The organism is Streptomyces sp. MGP-P1 (assembly GCF_057766565.1).
Genome location: NZ_JBYMEM010000004.1, coordinates 219,742 through 244,221 on the forward strand (window position 1 = coordinate 219,742; position 24,480 = coordinate 244,221).

Sequence of the window (24,480 nt, forward strand, 5' to 3'; positions counted from 1 at the left end):
ATTCCGCGACAAACGACCCCAGAGGCCCTGGTCCGGTGCGCGCACCTCGCTCGTATGCTCGGTTCATGACCGATGCTCAGAGCGGACGCCCCACCTCCAACGCCATGCGGCGCGCACTCAAACGCGCCCGTGACGGTGTCGCCCTCGATGTCACCGAGGCCGCCGTCCTGCTCCAGGCGCGCGGCGACGATCTGACGGACCTCGCGGCGTCCGCCGCCCGCGTCCGTGACGCGGGCCTGGAGGCGGCGGGACGGCCCGGCGTGATCACGTACTCGCGCAAGGTGTTCATCCCGCTCACCCGCCTCTGCCGCGACAAGTGCCACTACTGCACCTTCGTCACCGTCCCCGGCAAGCTCCGCCGGGCCGGCCACGGCATGTTCCTGTCGCCCGACGAGGTGCTGGCCATCGCCCGCGAGGGCGCGGCGATGGGCTGCAAGGAGGCGCTGTTCACGCTGGGGGACCGCCCCGAGGACCGGTGGCCCGAGGCGCGGGAGTGGCTGGAGGCGGAGGGGTACGACGACACGCTCGCGTACGTACGGGCGATGGCGATCCGGGTCCTGGAGGAGACGGGCCTGCTGCCCCACCTCAACCCGGGCGTGCTGACCTGGACCGACCTCCAGCGCCTCAAGCCCGTGGCCCCCTCGATGGGGATGATGCTGGAGACGACCGCGACCCGCCTGTGGTCCGAGCCGGGCGGCCCGCACCACGGCTCCCCGGACAAGGAACCGGCCGTACGGCTGCGCGTACTCGAAGACGCGGGGCGCTCCAACGTCCCCTTCACCACCGGCGTCCTGATCGGGATCGGCGAGTCCTACGAGGAGCGCGCCGACTCCCTCTTCGCGCTGCGGAAGACGGCCCGCGCCTACCACGGCATCCAGGAAGTCATCGTGCAGAACTTCCGCGCCAAGCCGGACACGGCGATGCGCCGGATGCCCGACGCGGAGCTGGAGGAGCTGGCCGCCGCCATCGCGGTGGCCCGGCACATCCTCGGCCCGTCCGCCCGGATCCAGGCCCCGCCGAACCTGGTGGACGCCGAGTACGCGCTCCTCATCGGCGCGGGCATCGACGACTGGGGCGGGGTCTCGCCGCTCACGCCCGACCACGTGAACCCCGAGCGCCCCTGGCCGCACATCGACGAACTGGCCGCGAGGACGGCGGAATCCGGCTTCACACTCCGTGAACGCCTCACCATCTACCCCGAGTTCATCCAGCGCGGCGAGCCCTGGCTCGACCCCCGCCTCCTCCCGCACGTCCGCGCCCTGGCCGACCCGGAGACGGGCCTGGCCCGCGAGGACGCGATCCCCGCCGGCCTGCCCTGGCAGGAGCCGGACGAGGGCTTCAGCTCCTTCGGCCGCACCGACCTCCACACCGCCATCGACACCGAGGGCCGTACCGGCGACCGCCGTGACGACTTCGACGAGGTGTACGGGGACTGGGAGGCGCTCCGCGAGGCGGCGGCCCCCGGCATGGTCCCGTCCCGCATCGACGCCGACGTACGCCAGGCGCTGAGCCAGGCGGCCGACGACCCGACGAAGCTCACCGACGACCAGGCGCTCGCCCTGCTCCACGCGGACGGCCCGGCGCTGGACGAGCTGTGCCGGATCGCGGACGCGCTGCGCAGGGACGTGGTCGGCGACGAGGTCACGTACATCGTCACGCGGAACATCAACTTCACCAACGTCTGCTACACCGGCTGCCGCTTCTGCGCCTTCGCCCAGCGCCGCACGGACGCCGACGCCTACACGCTCTCCCTGGACCAGGTCGCGGACCGGGCGGCGCAGGCGTGGGACGTGGGCGCGGTCGAGGTCTGCATGCAGGGCGGCATCCACCCGGACCTGCCCGGGACGGCGTACTTCGACATCGCGCGTGCGGTGAAGGAACGCGTCCCCGGCATGCACGTGCACGCGTTCTCGCCCATGGAGGTCGTCAACGGGGCGACCCGCACCGGCCTGTCGATCCGCGACTGGCTGACCGCCGCCAAGGAGGCCGGGCTCGACTCGATCCCCGGAACGGCGGCGGAGATCCTGGACGACGAGGTCCGCTGGGTCCTCACCAAGGGCAAACTGCCCACGGCCACCTGGCTGGAGGTCATCAGAACGGCGCACGAGGTGGGCCTGCGCTCGTCCTCGACGATGATGTACGGGCATGTGGACCAGCCCCGCCACTGGCTCGGCCACTTCCGTACCCTTGCCCGGCTCCAGCAGGAGACCGGCGGTCTGACGGAGTTCGTGACGCTCCCCTTCATCCACACCAACGCCCCGGTCTACCTGGCCGGCATCGCCCGCCCGGGCCCGACGGACCGCGACAACAGGGCCGTCACCGCGATGGCGAGGCTCCTGCTCCACCCGCACATCACCAACATCCAGACGAGCTGGGTGAAGCTCGGCACGGAGGGCGCGGCGGAGATGCTGCGCTCGGGCGCGAACGACCTGGGCGGCACGCTGATGGAGGAGACCATCTCCCGGATGGCCGGGTCGAGTTACGGCTCGTACCGCTCGATCCAGGGCCTGGAGGCCATCGCCGAACTCGCGGGCCGCCCGTCCCGCCCCCGTACGACCCTGTACGGGGAGGTCCCGGCCGAACGCGTCGCGGCGGCCACCGCCTCGGACGGGCATCTGCCGGAGCTGCTGCCGGTGCTGCCCAGCTGAGGCGGCGGAGGCCGGGGCGGGGCGGGAATGCTCCCGGCCCGGCCCGGCACCGCTCGACAGGGCCTAGGCCGCCGCGGGCATAGCGTTGACGGGATGGAACCCCCGCACCTGGAACGGACCCGGCAGTCGTACGACGCCGTCGCCGCCGACTACGCCCGGTCCGTCAAGGACCCGAGCGAGCTGGACCCGCTGTCGCGCGCCGTGCTGGCCGCCTTCGCCGAGCTCGTCACGTCGTCCGGTCTCGGTCCGACGGCGGACGTGGGCTGCGGACCGGGCAAGGTGACCGCTCACCTGACCGGGCTGGGGGTCTCCGCGTTCGGGATCGATCTCTCCCCGAGGATGGTCGGGCTGGCCCGCGCGGCCCACCCCGAGCTGCGCTTCGAGGTCGGTTCGATGACCGAGCTGGCGGCCGGGGACGACGAACTGGGCGGCATCCTGGCGTTCTACTCCACGCACCACCTGCCGCCGGAGTCGCTCCCCGGGGCGTTCGCCGAGTTCCACCGGACGCTGGCGCCCGGCGGGCACCTGCTGATCGTCACCAGGGTCGGCGACGACGGGCACCGGCGGCTGACGTACGGCTACGGAGGCCCCACCGTCCCCTTCGACAGCTACCGGCTGCCGGCGGATCGGATCGCCGAACTGCTGGAGAGGGCGGGGTTCGCGGTCACGGGGCGGACGTTGCAGGAGCCCGAGGAAGGCGCGAAGCGGCCGGTCGCCGGCTTCCTGGCCCACAAGCCGGTCGCCGCCCCGCAGGGGTGACCCCGCCCGCCTCCCTGCCCGTCTCCCACGATGTCGCCGCCGCGTCATGAAAAATAGTGACCGTGTACGGACAACTGTGGTGGTCTTCCACCAGACTGCGGGAGGTGCCCCGCGCGGAAGCGGGGCGATCGTCTCCGTCGCCCGGTGACATCCGGTGACATCCAGCGACCCAGCGAGGAGAGAGGCAGCATGCGCAAGCCGCCCCCACCCGGCCCCAGGTCGGCCGCCCGCGCCAGAGCCCTGTCCACCCGCGTCGGCGCGGTCCTCGCCGCCGCGGCCCTGTTCGTCCTGATCCCCGCCTCCACGGCCCACGCCGACCCGCCGGGCAACCTCCCCCAGAACGCGGGCGGTTACGAGCAGACGTTCTCGCCCGCCTTCGACTACGACGGCGACGGCTGCTACGCCACCCCCGCCATCGGCCCGGACGGCACCCTCGCGCCCGGTCTGAGGACGACCGGCGCGGTCAACGGCAGCTGCCGGGACCGATGGGACCTGGACAACTCGCAGACGTACGCGCGCTCGAAGTGCAACAACGGCTGGTGCGGCATCGTCTACGCGAGCTACTTCGAGAAGGACCAGGCTGTCCACGGCAGCGGACTCGGCGGGCACCGCCACGACTTCGAGCATGTGATCTCCTGGGTCAACCAGGGTGCCGGCCAGGTGGACTACGTCTCGACCACGCAGCACAGCACGGTGAAGACCTATCCGCGCTCGCAGGTGCGGTTCGACGGTTCGCACCCCAAGGCCGTCTACCACAAGGACGGTCCGGGCACGCACTTCTTCCGCCTCGCCAACGGCGACGACGAGCCGCCCGAGAACCACTACGGCAACTGGCGCTACCCGCCGGTCGTCGACTGGAACGGCTTCCCCGGCACGGAGTTGCGCGACAGGCTCATGAACGCCGACTTCGGGTCCGCGACCATCAAGGTCACCGACAAGGACGACCGCTTCCGTAACCTGCTCAACGACTCCAAGCCCGCCGGCATCCCCTTCGACCCCTGGGCCTGACGGCCACGGAGAAGGTCATACGAGCGGGCGGCGCTCCTCGTCGTGGCGGGGCAGGCCGCGCAGCAGCGTGCCGAGGTGGAGATCGCCCACGCCGGGCCGCTCCAGCCGGTCGGGCCGCTCCAGCCGGTCGAGCCGGCTCCCGGCGTCGGGCTCGTCCTCGACGAGCTGCGCGCTCTCACCGGGCGTGCCGAGCCGGCTCCCGGCGATCCTCCTGATGCCCGCGCCGCCGCAGGGGCGTACTCCCGCGGCCACGGCAACGGCGCCCGGTACCTCCACGGCCGACCGCGTCCACACCCTCGAGTCGATCCGGCCCGGCCCGCAAGGACTTGAGCGCCGGTAAGCGGGGAGCGATGAGAGAGTCCTCACCGACATTCGGTCGAAGTGGGTGCGGGGCCGCCCCCGGCCCGCGACCGAAAATCCTCCGCCCGGATGCGGCGGTCCCGGTGGCAGATCGAGGCCGGGGGCCATGTGGCGTCCGGTCACGGTCAGTTGTGGGGCGTTCTGATGTCCTGACTGCTACTTCCTCGTGACCGAACAGGTCGGAGGGGGCTACTACGCGCCTATTCCCGATGGTCCGATTCCCTGCCGTCATGGCCGGAGAACATACCGAGGACGGGCACCGTTCTCAGGAGTGCCCCGCATGCGCGCCCGGGGCGAATGGGGGAGTGGTGTCGCTGCTTCGGTGCGTCGTCCGTCGCTCAGCCGGTGTGGACCCGCGTCATGTTCCGATCGGCGAGCGGCGCGTAGTACTCGGTGAACAGTTTGCCCACCAGTTCACCGCGGCTGGAGACCCCGACCTTCTCGAAGACCGCCTTGATGTGGTCCCGGACCGTGTGGGGGGAGAGGTGCAGCCGATCGGCGATCTCGCCGGTCGGGAGGCCGCGTGCGATGTACTGGGTGACCTCGGTCTCCCGGTCGGTCAGTTCGTACGCGTCCACGATCAGCGGGACGATCTCCGAGGTCTTCGCGGGCTCGATCACCACCGCGGACGCGCCGAGCCGGCCGCCCGCCTCGCGGAGGCAGGAGGCGTGGCAGACCAGCCAGCGGCCGGCCCGGTTCCGTACGCGTGCACGCGCCTGGCCGCGGTCCCGCTGCTGGGCGACGGCTCGGGCCTTCATCGCGGTCGCCTGGACCCAGGCCGGCACCCGGATGCCTTGCGGCGAGGGCACGGCGGGGCCTTCGGGGAGGGTGTCGAGGTAGGCGAGGGCGTCGTCGTTGACCGACAGCAGCGTGCCGCTCGGATCGAACAGGAGGAGCCCGGGGCCGTGCGGAGCGTCCGGCAGAGGCTGCGGGGCGGGCTCGGCGAAGGAGCGCAGCTGCTTGGCGAGCGGAGTGAGGACGGAGGCGATCAGCTGGGTCTCGGCGTCGTCGAAGGCCGGGCGGCCATCGGCCCGGAACAGGCTGATGTGACCCTGGGGGTGGCCCCCCACGCGCAGGACCGCGCGCAGTTCGTCCTGGAATCCGCGGGGCCGCATGAAGGTCTGGTAGAGCGTGCTGCGCGCGGGCAGGTCACCGGTGGTCTGCCGGAGCCCGGCGACCGGGACGGAGGCCTGCGCCAGATCGCGGAACAGGTTGACGTTCTCGGTGAACAGCTCGGATTCCCAGTAGACGGCGCAGCCGCCCTCGTCCAGGTTCTCCGCGCGGATCGGGGCGGTCATCATGCCGGTCACCGGGTCGGTGACCCGCCATACCGCCGCGTCGTACGGGATGAGTCGGCGCAGTTGGGTCGAGGCCTCGGCGAACATGCTGAGCGCGTCGGTGGCCTTCGCGGAACGGGAGAGCAGTTCCGCCCGGCCTACCGAGGTGCGCGAGATCGTCGAACTGGTCATCCCACGACTGTGTCAGTCCCGTCGCCCGGCTCCAACCCCCCGTCTGAGGGGGGCAGTTCTTTCCCGCCGTTTCTCCGGGGCACTCCGACCCCCTTGATTGCGGGATGGGAACCGCGCCCGTATCCCGCAAGTGTGCCGTTCATGCGGATTGGGATTATCGGAGCGGGAATGTTGGGGCTTGCCGTCGCCCGGCGGGCGGCGCTTGCGGGCGCCTCGGTGCTGCTGGCGGACCGGAGCATCGGACGGGCCCGCGCCGCGGCGGCCGGGGCGACGACGGCCGGGGCGGCCGGCACCGTGGTGGCCACCACGGTGGCCGCCGCGCTCCGGCCGGAGATCGTGATCTTCGCGATCGGGTGGCCCCACGCTCTGGAGCTGACCCGGCTGCACGCCGGTCTGCTGGCCGGCAAGGCGGTCGTGGACCTGAGTGTTCCCTCGCGGACCGATCCGGCGTCGAGCGCGGTCCGGCAGCTGGTCGGTCTCGCACCCGAGGTGCGGTGGGTCAAGGCTCTGACCACCGCCGACGCCGGTGCGCTGCACCGGGGGTCCAGCGACGGGCTCCCGGTGGACGTGTTCGTCGCGGCCGATGACGACCCCGCCAAGGTGGCCGTCGTGGAGCTGTTCGACCGGTCGGGGCTGCGCGCCTTCGACGCCGGTGGCCTGGACAACGCCTGGGTGCTGGAAGGCATGGGGCGGCTGGGGCGGGAGGTGGGAGAGCGGCTTCAGCTCAGCGAGAGCTGGAGCTTCAAGTTCATGCCCAGCTGGTGATCTCCCGGACATTGCGGTTGAGTTTCAGGAAGGCGTTCACATATGTCTACGCACCATCAATTCTCCGTTCTCGGTCCACTCGTCGTCCAAGGCGCGCACGGGCCCGTGCGCCTCGGCGGAAATCGGCAGCGGATCCTGCTGACCCTGCTGTTACTGGAAGCGAACCGGGTGATCGGCGTGGGCCGGCTGATCGAGGCCATCTGGCGAGAGGCGCCCGGCGACGGTCCGCAGCCAATTGCGGATCTGCGTATCCGGCCTCCGAAGACTTCTCTCGGCCGCGGGCGTCGCGGCCGAGATAGAGACGCACCCCTCGGGCTACCTGATCCGCGTGCCCCGGATGCATCTCGACCTGTCCCACTTCGAGGATCTCCTCAGCCGGGCGCGGCTGGAGGCGCGGTCGGCGTCACCGGAACACGCGGTCGTGCTGTTCCAGCAGGCGCTTCAGCTCTGGCACGGGCCGGTGGGGTCCGGGCTGGGAAGCTCGCTCCTGGAGACCGTGGCCCTGAAGGTGAACGAGGACCGGCTGTCCGCGATCGAGGACCGCATCGAGCTCGAACTCGCCCTGGGCCGGCACCGCCAGGTGCTGGGCGAGCTGGCCCGGCATGTGGCGGAGAACCCCTTCCAGGAGTCCCTGTGCCTCCAGCTGATGCTGGCGCTGTACCGGTCCGGCCGGACCGCGGAGGCGCTGTCCGTCTACCGGGACACGCGCAGGAGGCTGGCGCGGGAGCTGGGTCTCGAGCCGAGCGAGAAGCTGCGCGTGATGGAGCGGCTGATCCTGGACCGACGCCCGGCGGGAGAGCTCTCGCCGAGCCTCACCCCGATGCCGCCGGTCCCCGTGCGCGCCGTCGCCACGGGGCCGCAGGACCGGATCGCCCTGCTGGAGCGGGAGATCGCGGACCTGCGCGACGCGAGCATGCTGCGTGACGCGAGCATGCGTCCCGGCTGATCGCCGTCCGCCACCGCGTGCTTCCCGTGTTCCCGGGGCCGGGGCCCCGATGAAGGGGCGGGCCCTCTCCCATCCCCCCTAAGCAGGGGATGGGAGAGGGCCCGCCCGACGAGAACACTGCTCCTCATCGCCGCCGCGCCATGCGGGACCGCCGCGCGGCACGGGAGGAAGGACACGATCGTGGCAGGACAGGCCGGACACGCCGATATCGCCGAGAGCGCCCTGGACGGGCTCGTCGCACGACTCAAGGGTGAGGTCTTCACTCCGCGGGACGCGGGGTACGAGAGGGAGCTCTCGGGGTTCAACCGGATCGGGCGCCACCGGCCCGACGTGATCGTCGCCGCCCAGTCGGCCGGGGACGTGTCCGCCGCGGTGTCCTTCGCCGCCCGGGAGGCGCTCCCGGTCGCCGTCCAGGCGACCGGCCACGGCATCGCGGCGTCCGCGCGCGGCGGTGTCCTCGTCTCCACCCGCCGGATGAACGCGGTCGCCGTCGACCCGCTGACCCGTACGGCGCACGTGGAGGCCGGAGCCCAGTGGCACCAGGTGATCGCCGCCGGCGCGCCGCACGGCCTGGCGCCGCTCAACGGGTCGTCGCCGCTGGTCGGCGTCGTGGGCTACACGCTGGGCGGCGGACTCGGTCCGCTGGGCCGCCAGTACGGGTACGCGGCGGACCACGTGACCTGTATCGAGGTCGTCATCGCCGACGGAAGCGTCCGGCGGGTCACCCGCGACCAGCACCCGGACCTGTTCTGGGCGCTGCGCGGCGGCAAGGGGAACTTCGGCATCGTCACCGGGCTGTGGTTCGGCCTGCTGCCGGTGCGCCGGCTCTACGGCGGCGGGCTCCACTTCCCCGGGGAGCAGGCGGCGCAGGCCCTGCACACCTGGCGGCAGTGGACCGCGACCGTCCCCGACGAGATGACCTCCTCCGTGTCCCTGCTGCGGCTGCCGGACGTGCCGGACGTGCCGGAGTTCCTCCGCGGGACGTTCGCCGCGCACGTGCGGATCGCGTTCACCGGCCGGGCCGAGGAGGGGGAGCGGCTCGTCCGTCCGCTGCGCGAGTGCGGTACGCCGCTGTCGGACACGGTCGCCGAGATGCCGTACACCGCCGTGGCCGACATCCATCAGGACCCGGTGCACCCCCTGGCGTACCACGAACGCAACATCGTGCTGCGGGAGTTGGGCTCCGAGGCCATGGAGGCGCTGCTGCGGGCGGCCGGAGCCGGTTCGTCGTGCGCCGATCTGATGGTCGAGGTGCGGCACCTCGGCGGCGCGCTCTCCCGGCCCGCCGAGGTGCCCAACGCGGTCGGCGTCCGCGAGGGCGCGTTCACGCTCGCGACGCTCTCTCCCCCGGACTCGCCGGACGTGGTCCTCGGGGCGATGGAGCCCTGGAGCACGGGCCGCCGCTATCTGAACTTCCTCGCGGGCGCGGACACGGCCGGCTCGGCGGCGGAGTGCTTCGACCCGGAGACCCTGGGCCGGCTGGCGCGCGTGAAGGCAGCGGTCGACCCCGACAACCTCTTCCGGCTCAACCACAACATCGCGCCTCTCCCGTAGGGCGGCAGTCGCACGCCCGCATCGCCGAGCGGGCCGCCCCGCTCCGGTGGAGCGGGGCGGCCGAGCCGTCGGCGATGCGGCAGGTTCTCGTCAATCCTTGGAGCCCATCATGACCACGCACGAGGCCGCGTCGACCGCGGCCGCAGGCACCGTCTCCTCCCCGGGAGCCCGCTCGGACGGGCTGCGCTACGGCGCCCTCTTCGGCCCGGTCGTCTTCGGCGTCACCGCCGCCGGCGTCGCCCTGCCCGACGTGGCGTCCTCGCTCGACGCCTCGTCCACCGCCACGGCCTGGGTCCTGACGGCCCACGCGCTCGCCCTCGGCGTCGGCACCGCGCTCTTCGGCCGCCTCGCCGACACCCGGGGCGTGCGCGCCGCCCTGCTGCTCGGCTCGCTGGCCCTCGTGGCCGGCGCCGTCATCTGCCTCGTCGCGCCCAACCTCGGCGTCCTGGTGGCCGGGCGCTTCGTCCAGGCCGCCGGCTCCGGCGCCATGGCGGCCTGTGCCATGGCGCTCACCGCCTCGGTGCCGCCGGACCGGCGGCCCCAGGTCTTCGCCGGATTCGGGGCGACGATGGCGATCTTCTCCGCCAGCGCCACCCTGGCGGGCGGTGTCTTCACCGAGTGGGTGACCTGGCGCATCGCCCTGGTCCTGCCCGCGCTCTCCCTGCTCATCGTTCCGCTCTGCCTGGCCGGGGCGCCGGCGCGCAAGAACTCCGGCCGCTCGATGGACCTGCCGGGCGCCGCTCTGCTGACGCTCACCGCCATGTCGTTCCTCGTGCTGATCCAGTCCTCCGCGCTCGCGCTGAGCACCCCGCTGGTGATCGCCACCGCCGCCGTGCTGGTCCTGTCGGCCGCCGGACTCACCTGGCGTACCCGCGGCAGCGACACCTCCTTCGTGCCGCGCGCGCTCGTCACCGACCGCGTCTTCCTGAAGGCCGCCGCCATCGGCATCGGCGTGTACGGGGGCCTGTTCGCCGCGATGTACGCCGTACCGCAGCTCCTCGTCCGCGACCACGGCTGGAGCGTCCTGTCCGTCGGCGTCTGGCTGCTGCCCGGCGCGGTCGTCGGCGCGGTGCTCTCCAGGCTGGCCGGCCGGCTCACCGCGGGCGACCACGGCAACCGGCTCCTCGCCGCGGTCTCGCTCGCCTTCGCCGCGGCCCTCGCCGGCGCGCTGACCGGCTCCGGCGTGCTGCTGCTGATCCTCGGCGCCTCGCTCGGCTTCTCCGCGTTCTCCGTCACCCAGGTCTTCACCACGGCGCTGATGTCGGGGCACATCGAACCGGCCCGGCGCGGCGGTGCGATGGGGCTGCTCAACCTCACGTTCTTCGTCGGCGGCGGCGTCGGCAGCGCCACGGCGGGCGCGCTGGCGAAGTCGATGTCGCTCTCCACGGCCCTCGGCGTGGTGGCGCTCTTCCCGCTGGTCGCGGCCCTGGTCGCCTTCACCCTGGGGCGCCGCACGGAGTAGCGCGCGCACGGCCCGCACAGCACAGCTCCGCCCGCACAGCACCGCCCGCACGGCACCGTCCCCACGGCGCCGTGCGGGCGGACGCGTTCCACGACACACAGGCGATACGTGGCCGATAGGCCTCGCCAGCACGATGGATGCCGTACCGCCCTTGCCCCGTGATCAGGAGAGCGGAAGACCGACATGAGCCTCATCGATGATCCCGAATTCGACAGTCACGTAGTGAAGTTGATGGAATGGCACTTCGGTGCGGAGACCGGCTCGCCGTTCTGGCTGGGCAAGCTGGACGGGCTCGGGTTCGATCCCGTCGCCGACGTCCAGGGCCTGGCCGACCTGACCCGCTTCCCCGACGTCAGCGCCGAACTCCGCTCCGTACCGGCCCAGGACCTGATCCCGCGAGGACTGTCCGAACGGCCCTTCAGGGTCTACGACTCGGGCGGCACCACCGGATCGCCCAAGCGCATCGTGGACAGCGCCTACCGGTCGCGGGTGACCGAGTGGGCGCGGGAACGCCTGATCGCGAACGGCGTCCCCGCGGACGGCAACTGGCTGCACCTGGGGCCCGGCGGCCCGCACGTCATCGGATTCGACACGGCCCGCTACGCCGCGCTCGGCGGGGGCGTCTTCTACACCGTCGACCTCGACCCGCGCTGGGTGAAGCGGCTCCTGGCCCAGGGGCGCGGCGAGGAGGCCGACGCGTACATCCAGCACCTCCTGGACCAGACGGAGACCATCCTGGAGAGCCAGGAGGTCGCGGTGCTCAACACCACCCCGCCGCTCCTGGAGGCGATCTGCGCCCGGCCGCGCCTGTACGAGCTGGTGCACGCCAAGGTCCGCGCGATCATCTGGGCCGGAACGTCCATCAGCCGGGAGAGCCTGAACCAGCTCGACGACGTCTTCTTCCCGGCGGCGAGCGTGGTCGGCGTCTACGGCAACAGCCTGATGGGCGTGGCCCCGCAGCGGCCGGCCCGGCCCGGCGACGCCCACCCGTGCGTCTTCGAGCCGTTCCCCGAGACCACGCGCCTCCACCTCGTCGACGAGGACGGCGAGCTGGTGGCCCACGGCGAACGCGGCCGGGTCCGCCTCCACCTGGTCTCGGAGGAGATGTTCCTGCCGAACGTCCTGGAACGGGACACCGCGATACGCGTCGAGCCGGCGGCCGGCTCCACCGTGGACGGCCTCGCCGATGTGCAGACCTACCGCAGCCTCGACGACGTGGCCATCATCGAAGGGGTCTACTGATGAGCACGGTCGCACCCCCCGCCGTCGTCCTCGATCCGCGCGTCTGCGGTCGCCGCGTCGCCAGCTCCGACCGCACCCGCCTGCCGAGCGTCCTCGGCGGCGACCTCGCCGACATCGGGACCGCGCCCCGGCTGCTCGCGGTCGCCGCGCTGAACGAGGTCCGCGCACACGCGGACGGCAGACCGCCCGCCTTCGCGGTGTTCACCGAAGCGGCCCGGCTCTTCGGCACCGCGACCCTGGACGGCGAGAGCCCGCAGGAGTACGCGAGACGCGTCTGCCACGCCACCGGCCTCACCGTCACCGCCGTCGAACAGGCCGTCGCCGACCTGACCGGCGAACTGCGCGCCCTCCCGGCGACCACCGCCGCCGAACTGCCGGCCACCGGCTTCGGCGACGGCTTCGACACCCGCTGGGTGCCGCGCGGAAGGGTCTTCGCCGCGGTGATGGCGAGCAACCACCCCGTGCCGAACATCTCCTGGGCGCAGGCGCTGTTCCACGGCTACAGCGTGCTCGTCAAGCCCGGCAGCCGGGACCCGTTCACCCCGGCCCGGCTGCTCGCCGCGCTGACCGAGGCGGGCCTGCCGCCCGCCAGGGCCGCGTTCCTGCCGTGCTCGCGCGAGGTCGGCGAGTACCTGCTGCGGGAGGCCGACCGGGGCATCATCTACGGCGGTGACAGCGCCGTCGCCACCTGGCACCAGCGGGAATCGGTGGCGGTCCGGGGCCCCGGCCGGACCAAGGCGCTCCTGGACCGGGCTCCGGACGACGACGTCATCGATCACCTGGCGCTCTCGGCCTCCTTCGACGGCGGCACCCGCTGCACCAACCTCTCGGCGGTCCTGACCACCGGACCGGTCGAGGAGGTCGCCGACCGGCTCGCGGCGCGGCTCGCGCGGCTCCCCTCGCTGCCGGCGACCGACGAGGCGGCGACGCTCCTGGTGGTGAACCGGGCCCGCGCCGAGGCGCTGCGCGAACAGGTCGCCGCCCTCCGGGCCTCGCTCACGGACCACAGCGCCCGCGCCGGGGAGCCGGAGACCGTCGTGGAGCTGGCCGACGGTTCGTTCCTGCTGCGGCCGGTCGTGCTCTCCGCCGACCGTTCCGACCACCCGGCGGTCGGAACGGAACTGCCGTTCCCGTTCGTCGTGGTGGCCCCGTGGACGGAGGCCGACGGGGTGGAGCCGCTCCGCGACTCCCTCGTCCTCAACCTCCTCACCGACCGCGAGGACCTGGTGGAGAGGGCGGTCCGGGAGCCGAGCGTCCGCAAGGTGACGCGCGGGCGGGTCCTGCCATGGACCGCGACGCCCGGAATCCCGCACGACGACAACTACACGCAGTTCCTCCTGGAGCCCAAGGGCGTCGTCGCCCGGAGCTGACGCCTCCCGCCGGCCCGCCCCCGAAACGCACGAGAAACCGCGGGAAACCGCCGCGAGAAGCCGCGAACACCGCGAGAAACCGCGAGAAAGGCAGTCCGCATGCCCATGAACAGGCGAGAAATGGTCATGGCCACCACCGGAGCGGCGCTCGTCGCCGCCGCGGCCGCCGTCCCCCTGCTGAGCGGCGGCGACGGCGAGAAGGCCACCGAGGCCGCCGCACCGGCGCAGGCCACCGCCCAGGAGCACACCGAGCGCTACCTCGGGCGGTCCATACGCGTCGCCACCCCGGCCGAAGGCGGCGGCGTCTTCATCGACGACCGGCCGCTCCACATCATGAAGTTCGCCGACGACGCCTACCTCAGCTCCATGTGCCACTACGAGATGGCCCCCACCCCGCTGCACGCCGCCCGGCGTGCCGTCGAGGAACTGCGCGGCGCCGCACTCCAGCCCTCCACCCACGGCGCCCACGTCACGCACCTCTGACACCTCCGGAACCGGCCCCCGCAGCGAAGGAAGCCCAGCGATGGTCCACGTACGCAAGAACCACCTCAACATGACGGCCGAGGAGAAGCGCCGGTTCGTCAACGCGGTCCTGGAGATCAAGCGACGCGGCATCTACGACCGGTTCGTCAAGCTCCACATACGGATCAACTCCACCGACTACCTCGACAAGGAGACCGGCAAGCGCCTCGGCCACGTCAACCCGGGGTTCCTGCCGTGGCACCGGCAGTACCTGCTGAAGTTCGAACAGGCCCTCCAGAAGGTCGACCCGCGCGTCACCCTGCCGTACTGGGACTGGACCACCGACCACGGCGAGGACTCGCCGCTCTGGTCCGGGGAGTTCATGGGCGGCAACGGCCGGCCCGGCGACCGCCGCGTCATGACCGGGCCCTTCGCCCGCCGCAACGGCTGGAAGCTCAACGTCAGCGTCATCCCGGAGGGCCCGGAGGACCCGGCCCTGAACGGCAACTACACGCACGACGACCGTGACTACCTCGTACGGGACTTCGGCACGCTCACCCCGGACCTGCCGACCCCGCAGGAGCTGGAGCAGACGCTCGACCTCACGGTCTACGACTGCCCGCCGTGGAACCACACCTCCGGCGGCACACCGCCGTACGAGAGCTTCCGCAACCACCTGGAGGGCTACACGAAGTTCGCCTGGGAGCCGAGGGTCGGCAAACTGCACGGCGCCGCGCACGTGTGGACCGGCGGCCACATGATGTACATCGGCTCGCCGAACGACCCGGTGTTCTTCCTCAACCACTGCATGATCGACCGCTGCTGGGCCCTGTGGCAGGCGCGCCACCCGGACGTGCCGCACTACCTGCCGACCGTGCCGACCCAGGACGTTCCGGACATCGACACTCCGCTCGGGCCCTGGCACACGAAGACCCCCGGGGACCTGCTCGACCACACGCGGTTCTACACCTACGACCAGTAGGGCACTCGCGCCCTGCACCCACACGCGGCGGCGCCGGACAGCGGATCACCGCTGCCCGGCGCCGCCGCGTTCTGCGTGCCTCCACCGAACGGCCCCTGTACCGCACACCCCTCCACCGCACCGCCCCTCCACCGCACCGAACCGGGAGAGACTCCGTGTACGTAGTACTCGCTCTGTGCTGGCTCGTCGTCTTCTTCGACGGACTGGACGTCACGGTCTACGGCGCCGTCATGCCGTACATGCTCGACGACACCGCCTTTGGGCTCGACACCGCGGCGGCCGGCCGGATCGGCAGCTGGACCACCTTCGGCATGCTCATCGGCGCGCTGACCGCCGGCAACCTCACCGACTGGATCGGCAGACGCTCCGTCCTGGTCTGGTGCGTGCTGCTGTTCTCCGCCGGATCGGGCGTCTGCGCGCTGGCCGGTGACCCGTTCCAGTTCGGCGCCGGCCGGTTCCTGGCCGGACTCGGCCTCGGCGGCCTGATGCCGATCTGCCTGACCGTGGTGGCGGAGTTCTCACCACCGCGGCGGATGGCCCTGGCCACCGGAGTGCTGATGACCGCCTACCACGCGGGCGGCATGGCGGCGACGGGCCTCGGCCTCGCGCTCGCTCCGGACCACGGCTGGCGGTGGCCCTTCGCGGCGGGCGTGCTGCCCGCGCTCGTCGCCGTACCGCTGCTGCTGCGCTATCTGCCCGAGTCGCCGGGCGTGCTGTACGCCCGCGGCCGGTTCGAGCAGGCGCGTGCGACCGCCGAACGGTACGGACTTCCCGAGCCCTCCGCCGCGGACGCGCCGGCCGCCGGAGCCTTGGGCCGGCTGCGCGCGGTCCGCGACCTCGTGGCGCCGGGCCGCGCCCTGGCGACGCTGCTGCTGTGGGCCGCCTCGTTCTGCGGGCTGCTGCTCGTGTACGGCATCTCCACCTGGCTGCCGCAGCTGATGCGCTCCGCCGGCTACGGCCTGTCCACCTCGGTCGGCCTGCTCATGGTCATCAACGCGGGCGGCATCGTCGGCATGCTGGTCGCCGGACGGGTGGCCGACCGGTTCGGCGCGGTCCCCGTCGCGACCTGCTGGTTCCTGCTGACGGCGGCCGGACTGGCCCTGCTGGCCACCGGCCCTTCGCTGGGCCTCACCTACGCGGTCGTCGCCTTCACCGGCGTCTGGCTCTTCAGCGCCAGCACCATGGTGTACGCGGTCGCCGGGCGCTTCTACCCCGCCGCCGACCGCGCCGCGGGCCTGGGCTGGGTCACCGGGGTGGGCCGGCTCGGCGCGGTCGTCAGCCCGATGCTCGGCGGAGCGCTGGTCGGCCGGGGGCTGGGGAGCGGCGGGTTCCTGGTCTTCGCCCTCGGCGGGGTCCTCGGAGCCGTCACCGTGTTCCTGGTGCCCGTCGTCGCGGCGGCCCGCACGCGCACGGACGCCGGCCGCGCCGCCGGGAGGGAACCGGGCGACGCGGCCGGGGCCGGGCGGGAGAAGGGCTCCCGGGTGGGGCCTACTTCTCCAGGCAGAACTCGTTGATCGGGTAGCCGACGTGACGGTCCTCGACGGGCAGGTAGCCGAGGACCGTGTCGCCGGGCTTCAACTCGGTGCTGTTGAGGACCGTGCCACCGGGGCCGAGGACCCGGACGTGCCAGTCGTCCTGGAGGATCAGGTTGACGCGCCGGCCGTCCGGGGCCTCGGCGTCGATGGAGATCAGCGGGCGGGTCTCGATCTTCACGCGGCCCACGGTCACCAGCCGCGTGTTGCCCTTGATGTCGACGGCGGTGAGCTTGCTGCCCGTCTTCAGCTCGCTGAGGTAGTTGGTGCGCTCGTCCTTGCCCAGCGTGTACGAGTGGATGGCGCCGGCGTTGACGCGGAAGGGCCGGGTCGGCATGTACGGCAGCGGGTGGGTCTCGCTGACGCAGAGGATCATGCCCTTGGAGTGCGAGCCGACCAGGATGCCCTCGTCCTCGCCGAAGTGCGTGGTGGTGTCCACGCAGGCCCGCTCGCCCATGCCGATGTGGCTGGTCTCCACGACGCGCAGCTCGGTGAGGTTGAGGTTGGGAATGCCGGCCTCGGCGATCCGCTTCAGCTCGGCTGCGTCGCCGACCGTCTTCGGGGCCATCATCACGCCGTCCGAGCCGTGCTCCAGCACTCCGAAGAGGATCTCCGCCTCCTCCAGGTCCTGCGCGATGGTCACCATCGAACCGGTGGCGCGCGCGGCGGCGGCGATCACGATCTCCAGCGGGATCTTGGTCGGGTCGCGGAACAACAGGACGGACCACTTCTCGGTCCGCGAGGACTCGCAGGCGTCCTCCAGCGTCGGAGCGTCGACGATCTCCACGAACCGCCCGAACTCGATCTCCGGGTGCTTGATGGCCAGTTCGGCGGGGGTCACGCCGTGCTTCGACGGGTCGACGACGACGACCGTCGCCTCGCCGAACTCCTCCGGGACCTGCTTCCCCAGGACGAGCAGGACCTTGGCCACGGTGGGCGGCAGGTCCGCGAGGTGGGCGGGGTCGTCGGCGACCAGCGCCTCCACCCGGTGGTGCAGAGCTTCCTGGACGATGGCGGCACGGGCCTCGCCCACGGAACGGATGTCGAGCCAGGTGAGTTTCGAGGACGTAGCCGAGGACGAGGCCGAAGCCGGAGACGAAGACATGAAAGAACTCCTCAGTAGCGGTGGGACGTGAACGGGGCGGGGACTAGTGGTGCGGAACCGGGTGCGGACGCCGGCCGGATCAAGCGGCTCCGGGCGCCGCGCCGGCCGGAGCCCGGGCCGCGTCCCTGTTGCCGCTGTTGTGGATGAGGTCGGAGAGCTTGTCCGCCATCGCGCCGGGATCCTGCGCCTGGAAGACGTTGCGGCCCATGGCGACACCGGCTGCGCCGCCGCGCAGCGCGTCGTCGACGTAGGCGAGGATCCGGCTCTCGTCGCTGTCGCGCGGTCCGCCGACCACGACGACCGGAACCGGCGAGGACGCGGTGATCTCGGCCATCGCCGCGACCGATCCGACGTACAGGGTCTTGACCAGGTCGGCGCCGAGATCGACGGCCACCTGGACGGCGTGGGCGACGAGCGCCGGATCGCGCGGATTGTCGATCTTGGGGCCGCGCGGATACATCATCGCCAGCAGCGGTACGTTCCAGCGGTCACAGGCCTCCGCGACCGCCGCCATGTCCGCGATCTGGTGGCGTTCCTCGTCGGAGCCGAGATTGACGTGGACGCTCACCGCGTCCGCGCCCATGCGCAGGCTCTCCTCGACGCTCGACACCAGGTACTTGGCGTTCGGGTCGGGTGCGTGCACGGTGCTGGCGCTGAGGTGCACGATCAGCGAGGTCCGCGTGAACCACTCCGGGTCCACATGGCGCAGCGAGCCCTTGTGCAGGACGATCCCGTCGACGTGGTGCGACGCCAGCTCGCCGACGAGCGCGTCGAGGCGGTGGGCGCGGGTCAGCGGGCCGTCGGTGATCGAGTGGTCGAGCGGGACGATGAACAGCCGCTCGGGGTCGTGGTGATGGAGCCGTTGGAGTCGCAGACTCCTGGCGAAGGGCGCGTTCGAGGCCATCGGTGCTCCTGTCGGGTGTCGCCGGAGAGCGTCGGCGGAGGGTTGTCCGGCCGGGATCAGGGCCGGGGGGTGAGGCTCGCGGGGACCGCGCCCGCTTCGGCGCCGAGACCGAACTCGCTGTGCAGCAGGCCCACCGCGCGGACCGCCTCGGAGCGGGGCACCGTCACCGAGACCCGCAGCTGGGACGCGGACAGCGATCGGGCGCTGATGCCGGAGCCGACGAGTGAGGCCAGCATCCGGGACGCGTACTCGGGTCGGCTGAGCAGTCCCTGGCCGACGATGGAGACCTTGGCGACCTGGTCCTCGACCTCGACTCCGTGCCGGTGCGGGGCCATGAGATCGCCGAACGACCGGCTGACGTCCGCCGCGTGCGAGCGGTGCACCGTGAGGCCGAGGGAGAAGCCGCCGCCGGGCGCGGAGGCGACCGTGGTCATGTCGGCGGGAATGGACTCCTGCGCCAGGAACCGGAAGACGGCGGCGGAGGGGTCGGGGGTGTCGTGCGTGCGCAGGGTGATCCTGGCGACGTCGGCGTCGTGGACGACGGCCATCACCGCGGTCCTGTCCTCAAGCATGTCGTTTCCGTCTCGTCGATGGATACGGGTGCCGGTCCGCGTGGCCGTCGATCGGCCCACGAGGATGTCGACGTCGTAGAGGGCGGCCAGTTCGACGGCCCGCGCGTGCATGACCCGGGCTCCGGCGAAGGCCATCTCGGTCATCACGTCGATGTCGACGTCGGGCATGAGCCGGGCGTCGGCGACGACCCGCGGGTCCGCGGTGAACACGCCGGGCACGTCGCTGTAGATCTCGCAGTGGCCGGACCGCAGTTCGGCCGCGACCGCGACGGCCGTGGTGTCCGATCCGCCGCGGCCGAGCGTGATGATGTCGCCGTCGGCGGTGACGCCCTGGAAGCCGGCGAGCACCACGGTCCGCCCGGCGTCCAGGAGCGTGCGCAGGTGGTCGGTGTCGACCGCGACGATGACTCCCGCGCCGTGCGGCCCGGTGGCGAGGACGCCGCTCCGGGAGCCGGACAGCGCCGTCGCTGCCAGGCCGTCCCGCTGGAGGGCCATCGCCATGAGCGCCGCCGAGGCGGTCTCGCCGGTGGCGAGCAACTGGTCGAGTTCGTGGCCCGCCGGGTGCGGGTTGACCGCGTCGGCCCGGCCGACCAGCTCGTCGGTGGTGTCGCCCTGTGCGGAGACCACGACGACGACGCGCCGTCCGGAGCGGGCGAGCGCGCCGACCCGGTCGGCGACCTGACGTACCTGGGACACGGTGGCGAGCGAACTGCCGCCGTACTTCTGGACCACCACGTCCCCCGTGGGACGGCTGCCTTGCGTAGTCACGCGCTGCTTCCCCCCGCCTTGTCGGGCCCGGCTTCCCGAGCACTGCGACGAGCTTCCAGGAGGGGGATATCGACGCCGTGTCTCCGTCGCACCGGCGGGCTATTGCGCGCGTATCAGGACAGTGCGGACGGGGCGGGCGGCTCAGGCGCGTCCACACTGTGCGGACGGAGCGGACGGAGCCGACGCAGCGGACGGGGCGGGCGGTGCGGGCGGCTCAGGCGCGTCGGCCGCCGGTGATCGCTTCGCCCGCGTGGATGATCGAGCCGAGCATGGAGTGGGCGGCCTGGAGCTGCTCGATGGAGCGGCCCATGCGCTCGCGTTCGTGTTTGAGGTCCTGGGCCATCTCCTCGCAGGTCGGAGCCAGGATGGCGCCCTCGTCGGCCATGCAGGGCAGCACCTCCCGGATCAGGTCGGTGTTCAGCCCGGCCGCGAGCAGGATCCGGATCCGGCGTACGGCGGCGACGTCGGGCTCGCTGAACTCGCGGTAGCCACTGGTCCGTCGCAGCGGGCGCAGCAACCCCTGCTGCTCGTAGTACCGAAGGCTCCGGGTGCTGACGCCGGTGCGCTTCGACAGCTCGCCGATGAACATGTGACTCCCGGCACAGAAGATTGACTCTGACGTCAATGTCAAGGTCTAGCTTCACCGGCATGACAACGAACCGCAAGACCCAGCACCGTCCCACCATCGACCCGCAGGCCCTGGCCGGCCGGAAGGCGGTCGTCACCGGCGGCACCATCGGCATGGGCCGGGCCATCGTCCGGGCGCTGACCGACCGCGGCGCCGAAGTGATGTACACCGGGCGCAGCGACCGGCGGCTCGCCGAGGCGCAGGCGGCGCTCGGCACCCCGCTGGCGCACCCGGTGCGCTCCGACGTCACCGACGCCGGGGCCATCGACGCACTCCGCGACCAGGTCGCCGACCGCCTCGGAGGCATCGACCTGCTGTTCGTGAATCAGGGCGTCGCCGAGTTCCAGACGCTCGAAGAGGTCACGGAGGAGTCGTGGGACCGCATCTTCGACGTGAACGCCAAGGGGGCCTTCTTCACCGTCCAGCGGCTGGCGCCGTTGATGGCCGAGGGCGGTTCGATCGTGTTCACCACCGTCTCCAACGACCAGATATTCCCCGGCCTCAGCGCCTACTCCGCGGCGAAGGAAGCCGTCGCCGCCTTCTCGAAGGTGCTCGCGGCCGAACTGCTCCCCCGGGGCATCCGCGTCAACGCGATCGCCCCCGGCTTCATCCTCACCCCCACCATGGGCGTCGCCGAACTGACCGAGGAGCAGCGCGCCGAGTTCGTCGAACAGGGCAACGCCTCCACGCCGATGGGCCGGGGAGGCACCGTGGAAGAGGTCGCCGCCGCCGCGCTGTACCTGGCGGTCGAGGCCACCTTCACCACCGGAGTGGAACTGACCGTGGACGGCGGGTTCGGCCAGGGCCTCGGCGTCTGACGGACCCGGGCTGACAGGCGCCCGGGTCCCGGGCGGCGGGTCCACGGCCGACAGAATTCCGGGCGGGGTTCATGGCCGACAGGGTTCCGGGCGGCGGGTCCATGGCCGCCCGGCTCCCGGCCGCCTGGACCCCGGACCCCGGACACCGGCTCAAGGTCGCCCGGCCCCCGGACCGCCGGCCCCCGCACGCCTGGCCCCCCCACACCTGGCCCCCGCACGGCAGGCCCCCCGCACGGCAGGCCCCCCGCACGGCAGGCCCCTGCACGGCAGGCCTCCCGGGCAGGCGACCCCCGGCCGCCCGGCTCCCGGACCGCCAGCTCCCGGCCCCCGGCTCAAGGTCGCCCGGCCCCCGGACCGCCGGCTCTTGGCCGCCTGGCCCCCGCACGCCTGGCCCCCGCACGCCTGGCCCCCGCACGCCTGGCCCCCGCACGCCTGGCCCCCGCACGCCTGGCCCCCGCACGCCTGGCCCCCGCACGCCTGGCCCCCGCACGCCTGGCCCCCGCACGCCTGGCCCCCGCACGCCTGGCCCCCGCACGCCTGGCCCCCGCACGCCTGGCCCCCGCGCGGCAGGCCCCCCGCGCGGCAGGCCCCCCGCGCGGCAGGCCTCCCGGGCAGGCGGCTCCCAGGCGGCGGCTCCCGGCCCGCAGGCTCCCGGCCCGCAGGCTCCCAGACCGCAGGCTCCCGGTCCGCCGGGTCCGCTGACAGACTGGACCCATGCCTCCGCCCAGCAGCCGCCGCCTCTCCCTCCAGCAGATCGTCGAAGAACAGCGCCGCGCCGCCTTCGTCGGACGACAGGCCGAACTAGACCTGTTCCGCGCCAATTTGGCGCTGCCGCCCGAGGACCCCCGGCACCGGTTCGTCTTCCATGTGCGGGGCAACGCCGGGGTCGGCAAGACCTCGCTCGTACGGGAATGGCGAGAGGTGGCAGGGGAGTTCGGGGCGGTCACCGCATCGGTCGACGAGAGCGCCGACTCCGTGCCCGACGTACTCGCCGACTTCGCCGCGCAGTTCGCCGAGCAGGGACACCCGCTCAAGGCGCTGGACCGGCTGCTGGCCACCTACCGTCGCGCGCGCCACGAGGCGGCCGGCCGGCTCGCGGCGGACAGCGGGACGCCGGGCGGGGCCCCATCCCCCGGGGCGCTCGCCGCCGCACAGGCCGGGCTGATCGCGGCCGGGACGATACCCGTCGTCGGGGCGCTCGCCGGAGGCATCGACCCGGCGGTCGTGGCGCGGGGCGCGGGCGGACTGCGGGCGGTCTTCGGGGGCCGGGGCCGGCAGCAGGAGGAGGCGCTGCTGCTCGCGGAACCGGTACGGGTCCTCACCCCGGTCTTCGTCGCCGAGCTGGACCGGGTGGCGGACACCGTGCCCTGGATCGCCCTCTTCCTGGACACCTACGAGTGCACCGCACCCCAACTGGACCGGTGGCTGGCGGACCTGCTGACCCCCGGCCGGTACGGCGACCTGCCGGCCAACCTCGTGCTCACCCTGGCCGGCCAGCGCCGCCTCGACCCCGTCCACTGGGGCGACCGGAGCCGGCTGATCGCCGACGTACCGCTCGGGCCGTTCACGCAGGCCGAGTCGCGCCGACTCCTGCACGAGCGCGGGGTGGTGACGGAGTCCGTCGTACGGGAGGTGCTGCGGCTCTCCGGCGGCCTGCCCGTCCTGGTCTCCACGCTCGCCGCCAACCCCGGGGCGGCCGGGGAGGCGAACGCCACCGCCGTCGAACGCTTCCTGGCGGGGGAGAGGGACCCGGCCCGCCGGGCGGCGGCGCTCGCCTGCGCGCTGCCGCGCCGGTTCGACGAGGACCTGGTCGCCGTCGCCGTGGCCGCACCCCGGAACGGGCCGCACGCCGTGCCCGATCTCTACGACTGGCTGCACGAGCTGCCGTTCGTCGCCGAGCGGCACTCCGGCCACTCCCGGTACCACGCCGTCGTCCGGGCCCCGATGCTCCGCCTCCAGCGCACCGGGTCGCCGCGACGGTGGAAGGCGGCGCACGACCGGCTGGCCGACGCCTTCGTCGCCCGGCGGGACGCGGCGGCCGAGGGCATCGACCCGGAGCGCCTCTGGGCCGAGCAGCCCTGGCGCCGGGCGGCCCTGGACGTGCTCTACCACCGGCTCTGCGCCCGCCCCCGCACCGCGCTGCCCGAGGCCCTGCGCGCCGGGATCGAGCTGTGCGGGCAGGCCCCGTCCCGCGCCCGCCACTGGGCCCGGACCCTCGCGGAGGCGGGCGAGGACGCCGACAGTGCCGTACTGCGCGACTGGGGCCGGGACCTGCTGGCCGCCATAACGGACCACGGGCCCCGGCCCACCGCCGCCCTCGGCCTCCTGCTGACCCGGGCCGAGCTGACCGACACGGACCGGGCCGCCGCCCTCGTGGTGCGCGCCTGGCACCGCTTCCGCGCCGGGGAGCTGGACGCCGCGCTGTCCGACCACGGGCGGGCGATCGCCGTGAACCCGCGCAGCGAACGCGCCCACCAGGGCCGGGCGGTGATCCTGCGCTCGCTCGGCCGCTACGAGGAGGCCCTCGCCGATCTGGACCGGGCCGAGGAGATCGCGCCCGCCTGGGCCTGGGCGGTGCGCGAGCGGGGGGAGACCTACCGGCGGATGGGCCGCCTGGAGGAGGCCCTGACCGTCCTGGACCGGGCGCACGCCCTCGACCCGTCCGACGCCGTGCCGCTGGGCAGCCGGGGCCTGGTCCGCCATGCGCTGGGCCGGCACGAGGAGGCGCTCGACGACTTCGACCGGGCGATCGCGCTGTGGCCGGAGTACGCCTGGGCGCTGGTGAGGCGGGCCCGGGTCCGCACCGCCCTCGGCGACCCGGTGGGCTCCCTCGCCGACCTGGACCGGGCCGAGGAGCTGTCCCCCGGTCTGGCCGGAACGGAGGGGGAGCGGGGCGAGGTGTACCGGGCGACGGGCCGGCCCGAGGAGGCCGTCGCCTGCTACGACCGGGCCTTGGCCCTGGACCCCGACTACGCCTGGGCGTACGGCAGCAGGGCCCTCGCGCTGGAGACCCTCGGCCGGACCCCGGAGGCGCTGGCGGACCTCGACCGGGCGCTGGAGCTGGACCCGGACTACGCGTGGGCGCGGGCGCAGCGGAAGCGGCTGGCGGCGGCGGCCGGGTCGTAG

Annotated in this window: 20 protein-coding genes; 14 read left to right on the forward strand and 6 right to left on the reverse strand. The window is 73.0% G+C overall.

All coding sequences use genetic code 11. The annotated features are described in order from the left end of the window. The first annotated feature begins 65 nt into the window (after positions 1–65). The 3 genes from AC3CH1_RS08735 to AC3CH1_RS08745 all read left to right on the forward strand — a co-directional run bounded on the left by AC3CH1_RS08735 (position 66) and on the right by AC3CH1_RS08745 (position 4,415). The gene (locus AC3CH1_RS08735) at positions 66–2,648 is read left to right on the forward strand and encodes a bifunctional FO biosynthesis protein CofGH (RefSeq protein WP_488462382.1); all 2,583 of its coding nucleotides are present in this window, start codon (positions 66–68) and stop codon (positions 2,646–2,648) included. Positions 2,649–2,741: 93 nt separating this feature from the next. Beyond that, positions 2,742–3,407, forward strand: coding sequence for a class I SAM-dependent DNA methyltransferase (locus AC3CH1_RS08740; RefSeq protein WP_488462383.1), 666 nt, complete (start codon positions 2,742–2,744; stop codon positions 3,405–3,407). Positions 3,408–3,596: 189 nt separating this feature from the next. Then, positions 3,597–4,415 (forward strand): NPP1 family protein, encoded by an 819-nt coding sequence (locus tag AC3CH1_RS08745; RefSeq protein ID WP_488462384.1) that lies wholly within the window; start codon positions 3,597–3,599, stop codon positions 4,413–4,415. Between the two features lie 15 nt (positions 4,416–4,430). On the opposite strand, the gene AC3CH1_RS08750 is transcribed toward AC3CH1_RS08745, so the two are convergent. After that, on the reverse strand, positions 4,431–4,691 hold the full coding sequence (locus AC3CH1_RS08750) for a hypothetical protein (RefSeq protein WP_488462385.1): 261 nt from the start codon (positions 4,689–4,691) through the stop codon (positions 4,431–4,433). 422 nt (positions 4,692–5,113) lie between these two features. Next, positions 5,114–6,244, reverse strand: coding sequence for a LuxR C-terminal-related transcriptional regulator (locus AC3CH1_RS08755; protein ID WP_488462386.1), 1,131 nt, complete (start codon positions 6,242–6,244; stop codon positions 5,114–5,116). Positions 6,245–6,385: 141 nt separating this feature from the next. On the opposite strand from AC3CH1_RS08755, the gene AC3CH1_RS08760 reads away from it, so the two are divergent. The 9 genes from AC3CH1_RS08760 to AC3CH1_RS08800 all read left to right on the forward strand — a co-directional run bounded on the left by AC3CH1_RS08760 (position 6,386) and on the right by AC3CH1_RS08800 (position 16,541). Further along, positions 6,386–7,009 carry an NADPH-dependent F420 reductase gene (locus AC3CH1_RS08760; RefSeq protein WP_488462387.1) on the forward strand — a complete coding sequence of 208 codons (624 nt, stop codon included), beginning with the start codon at positions 6,386–6,388 and terminating at the stop codon, positions 7,007–7,009. Positions 7,010–7,346: 337 nt separating this feature from the next. Beyond that, positions 7,347–7,955: an AfsR/SARP family transcriptional regulator gene (locus AC3CH1_RS08765; protein WP_488462388.1), complete on the forward strand. Its 609-nt coding sequence runs from the start codon at positions 7,347–7,349 to the stop codon at positions 7,953–7,955. 180 nt (positions 7,956–8,135) lie between these two features. After that, a complete protein-coding gene (locus AC3CH1_RS08770) occupies positions 8,136–9,509 on the forward strand; it encodes an FAD-binding oxidoreductase (RefSeq protein WP_488462389.1) in 1,374 nt (457 codons plus the stop codon). Between the two features lie 109 nt (positions 9,510–9,618). Continuing rightward, positions 9,619–10,971, forward strand: a complete 1,353-nt coding sequence (locus tag AC3CH1_RS08775) for an MFS transporter (protein ID WP_488462390.1) — start codon at positions 9,619–9,621, stop codon at positions 10,969–10,971. Positions 10,972–11,154: 183 nt separating this feature from the next. After that, positions 11,155–12,213: a phenazine biosynthesis protein gene (locus AC3CH1_RS08780; RefSeq protein ID WP_488462391.1), complete on the forward strand. Its 1,059-nt coding sequence runs from the start codon at positions 11,155–11,157 to the stop codon at positions 12,211–12,213. Then, positions 12,213–13,583 carry an aldehyde dehydrogenase family protein gene (locus AC3CH1_RS08785; RefSeq protein WP_488462392.1) on the forward strand — a complete coding sequence of 457 codons (1,371 nt, stop codon included), beginning with the start codon at positions 12,213–12,215 and terminating at the stop codon, positions 13,581–13,583. Before AC3CH1_RS08780 ends, AC3CH1_RS08785 begins: the two co-directional genes overlap by 1 nt. A 126-nt stretch (positions 13,584–13,709) precedes the next feature. After that, positions 13,710–14,066, forward strand: coding sequence for a tyrosinase family oxidase copper chaperone (locus AC3CH1_RS08790; protein ID WP_488462393.1), 357 nt, complete (start codon positions 13,710–13,712; stop codon positions 14,064–14,066). Positions 14,067–14,106: 40 nt separating this feature from the next. Continuing rightward, positions 14,107–15,027 carry a grixazone synthase gene (gene griF, locus AC3CH1_RS08795; protein WP_488462394.1) on the forward strand — a complete coding sequence of 307 codons (921 nt, stop codon included), beginning with the start codon at positions 14,107–14,109 and terminating at the stop codon, positions 15,025–15,027. 155 nt (positions 15,028–15,182) lie between these two features. Further along, on the forward strand, positions 15,183–16,541 hold the full coding sequence (locus tag AC3CH1_RS08800; protein ID WP_488462395.1) for an MFS transporter: 1,359 nt from the start codon (positions 15,183–15,185) through the stop codon (positions 16,539–16,541). On the opposite strand, the gene griH is transcribed toward AC3CH1_RS08800, so the two are convergent. From griH to AC3CH1_RS08820, 4 genes are all read right to left on the reverse strand, one after another. Then, on the reverse strand, positions 16,516–17,664 hold the full coding sequence (gene griH, locus AC3CH1_RS08805) for a 3-amino-4-hydroxybenzoic acid synthase (protein WP_488462396.1): 1,149 nt from the start codon (positions 17,662–17,664) through the stop codon (positions 16,516–16,518). The genes AC3CH1_RS08800 and griH overlap by 26 nt on opposite strands. A gap of 79 nt (positions 17,665–17,743) precedes the next feature. Then, the gene (griI, locus tag AC3CH1_RS08810; RefSeq protein ID WP_488462397.1) at positions 17,744–18,568 is read right to left on the reverse strand and encodes a 2-amino-4,5-dihydroxy-6-oxo-7-(phosphonooxy)heptanoate synthase; all 825 of its coding nucleotides are present in this window, start codon (positions 18,566–18,568) and stop codon (positions 17,744–17,746) included. A gap of 56 nt (positions 18,569–18,624) precedes the next feature. Beyond that, positions 18,625–19,908, reverse strand: a complete 1,284-nt coding sequence (locus AC3CH1_RS08815) for an aspartate kinase (RefSeq protein ID WP_488462398.1) — start codon at positions 19,906–19,908, stop codon at positions 18,625–18,627. A gap of 214 nt (positions 19,909–20,122) precedes the next feature. Then, positions 20,123–20,497: a MerR family transcriptional regulator gene (locus AC3CH1_RS08820; protein ID WP_488462399.1), complete on the reverse strand. Its 375-nt coding sequence runs from the start codon at positions 20,495–20,497 to the stop codon at positions 20,123–20,125. A 59-nt stretch (positions 20,498–20,556) separates the two neighbouring features. On the opposite strand from AC3CH1_RS08820, the gene AC3CH1_RS08825 reads away from it, so the two are divergent. Together AC3CH1_RS08825 and AC3CH1_RS08830 are read left to right on the forward strand one after the other, a co-directional pair. Continuing rightward, positions 20,557–21,354, forward strand: a complete 798-nt coding sequence (locus AC3CH1_RS08825; RefSeq protein WP_488462400.1) for an SDR family NAD(P)-dependent oxidoreductase — start codon at positions 20,557–20,559, stop codon at positions 21,352–21,354. Between the two features lie 714 nt (positions 21,355–22,068). After that, positions 22,069–24,480 carry a tetratricopeptide repeat protein gene (locus tag AC3CH1_RS08830; RefSeq protein WP_488462401.1) on the forward strand — a complete coding sequence of 804 codons (2,412 nt, stop codon included), beginning with the start codon at positions 22,069–22,071 and terminating at the stop codon, positions 24,478–24,480.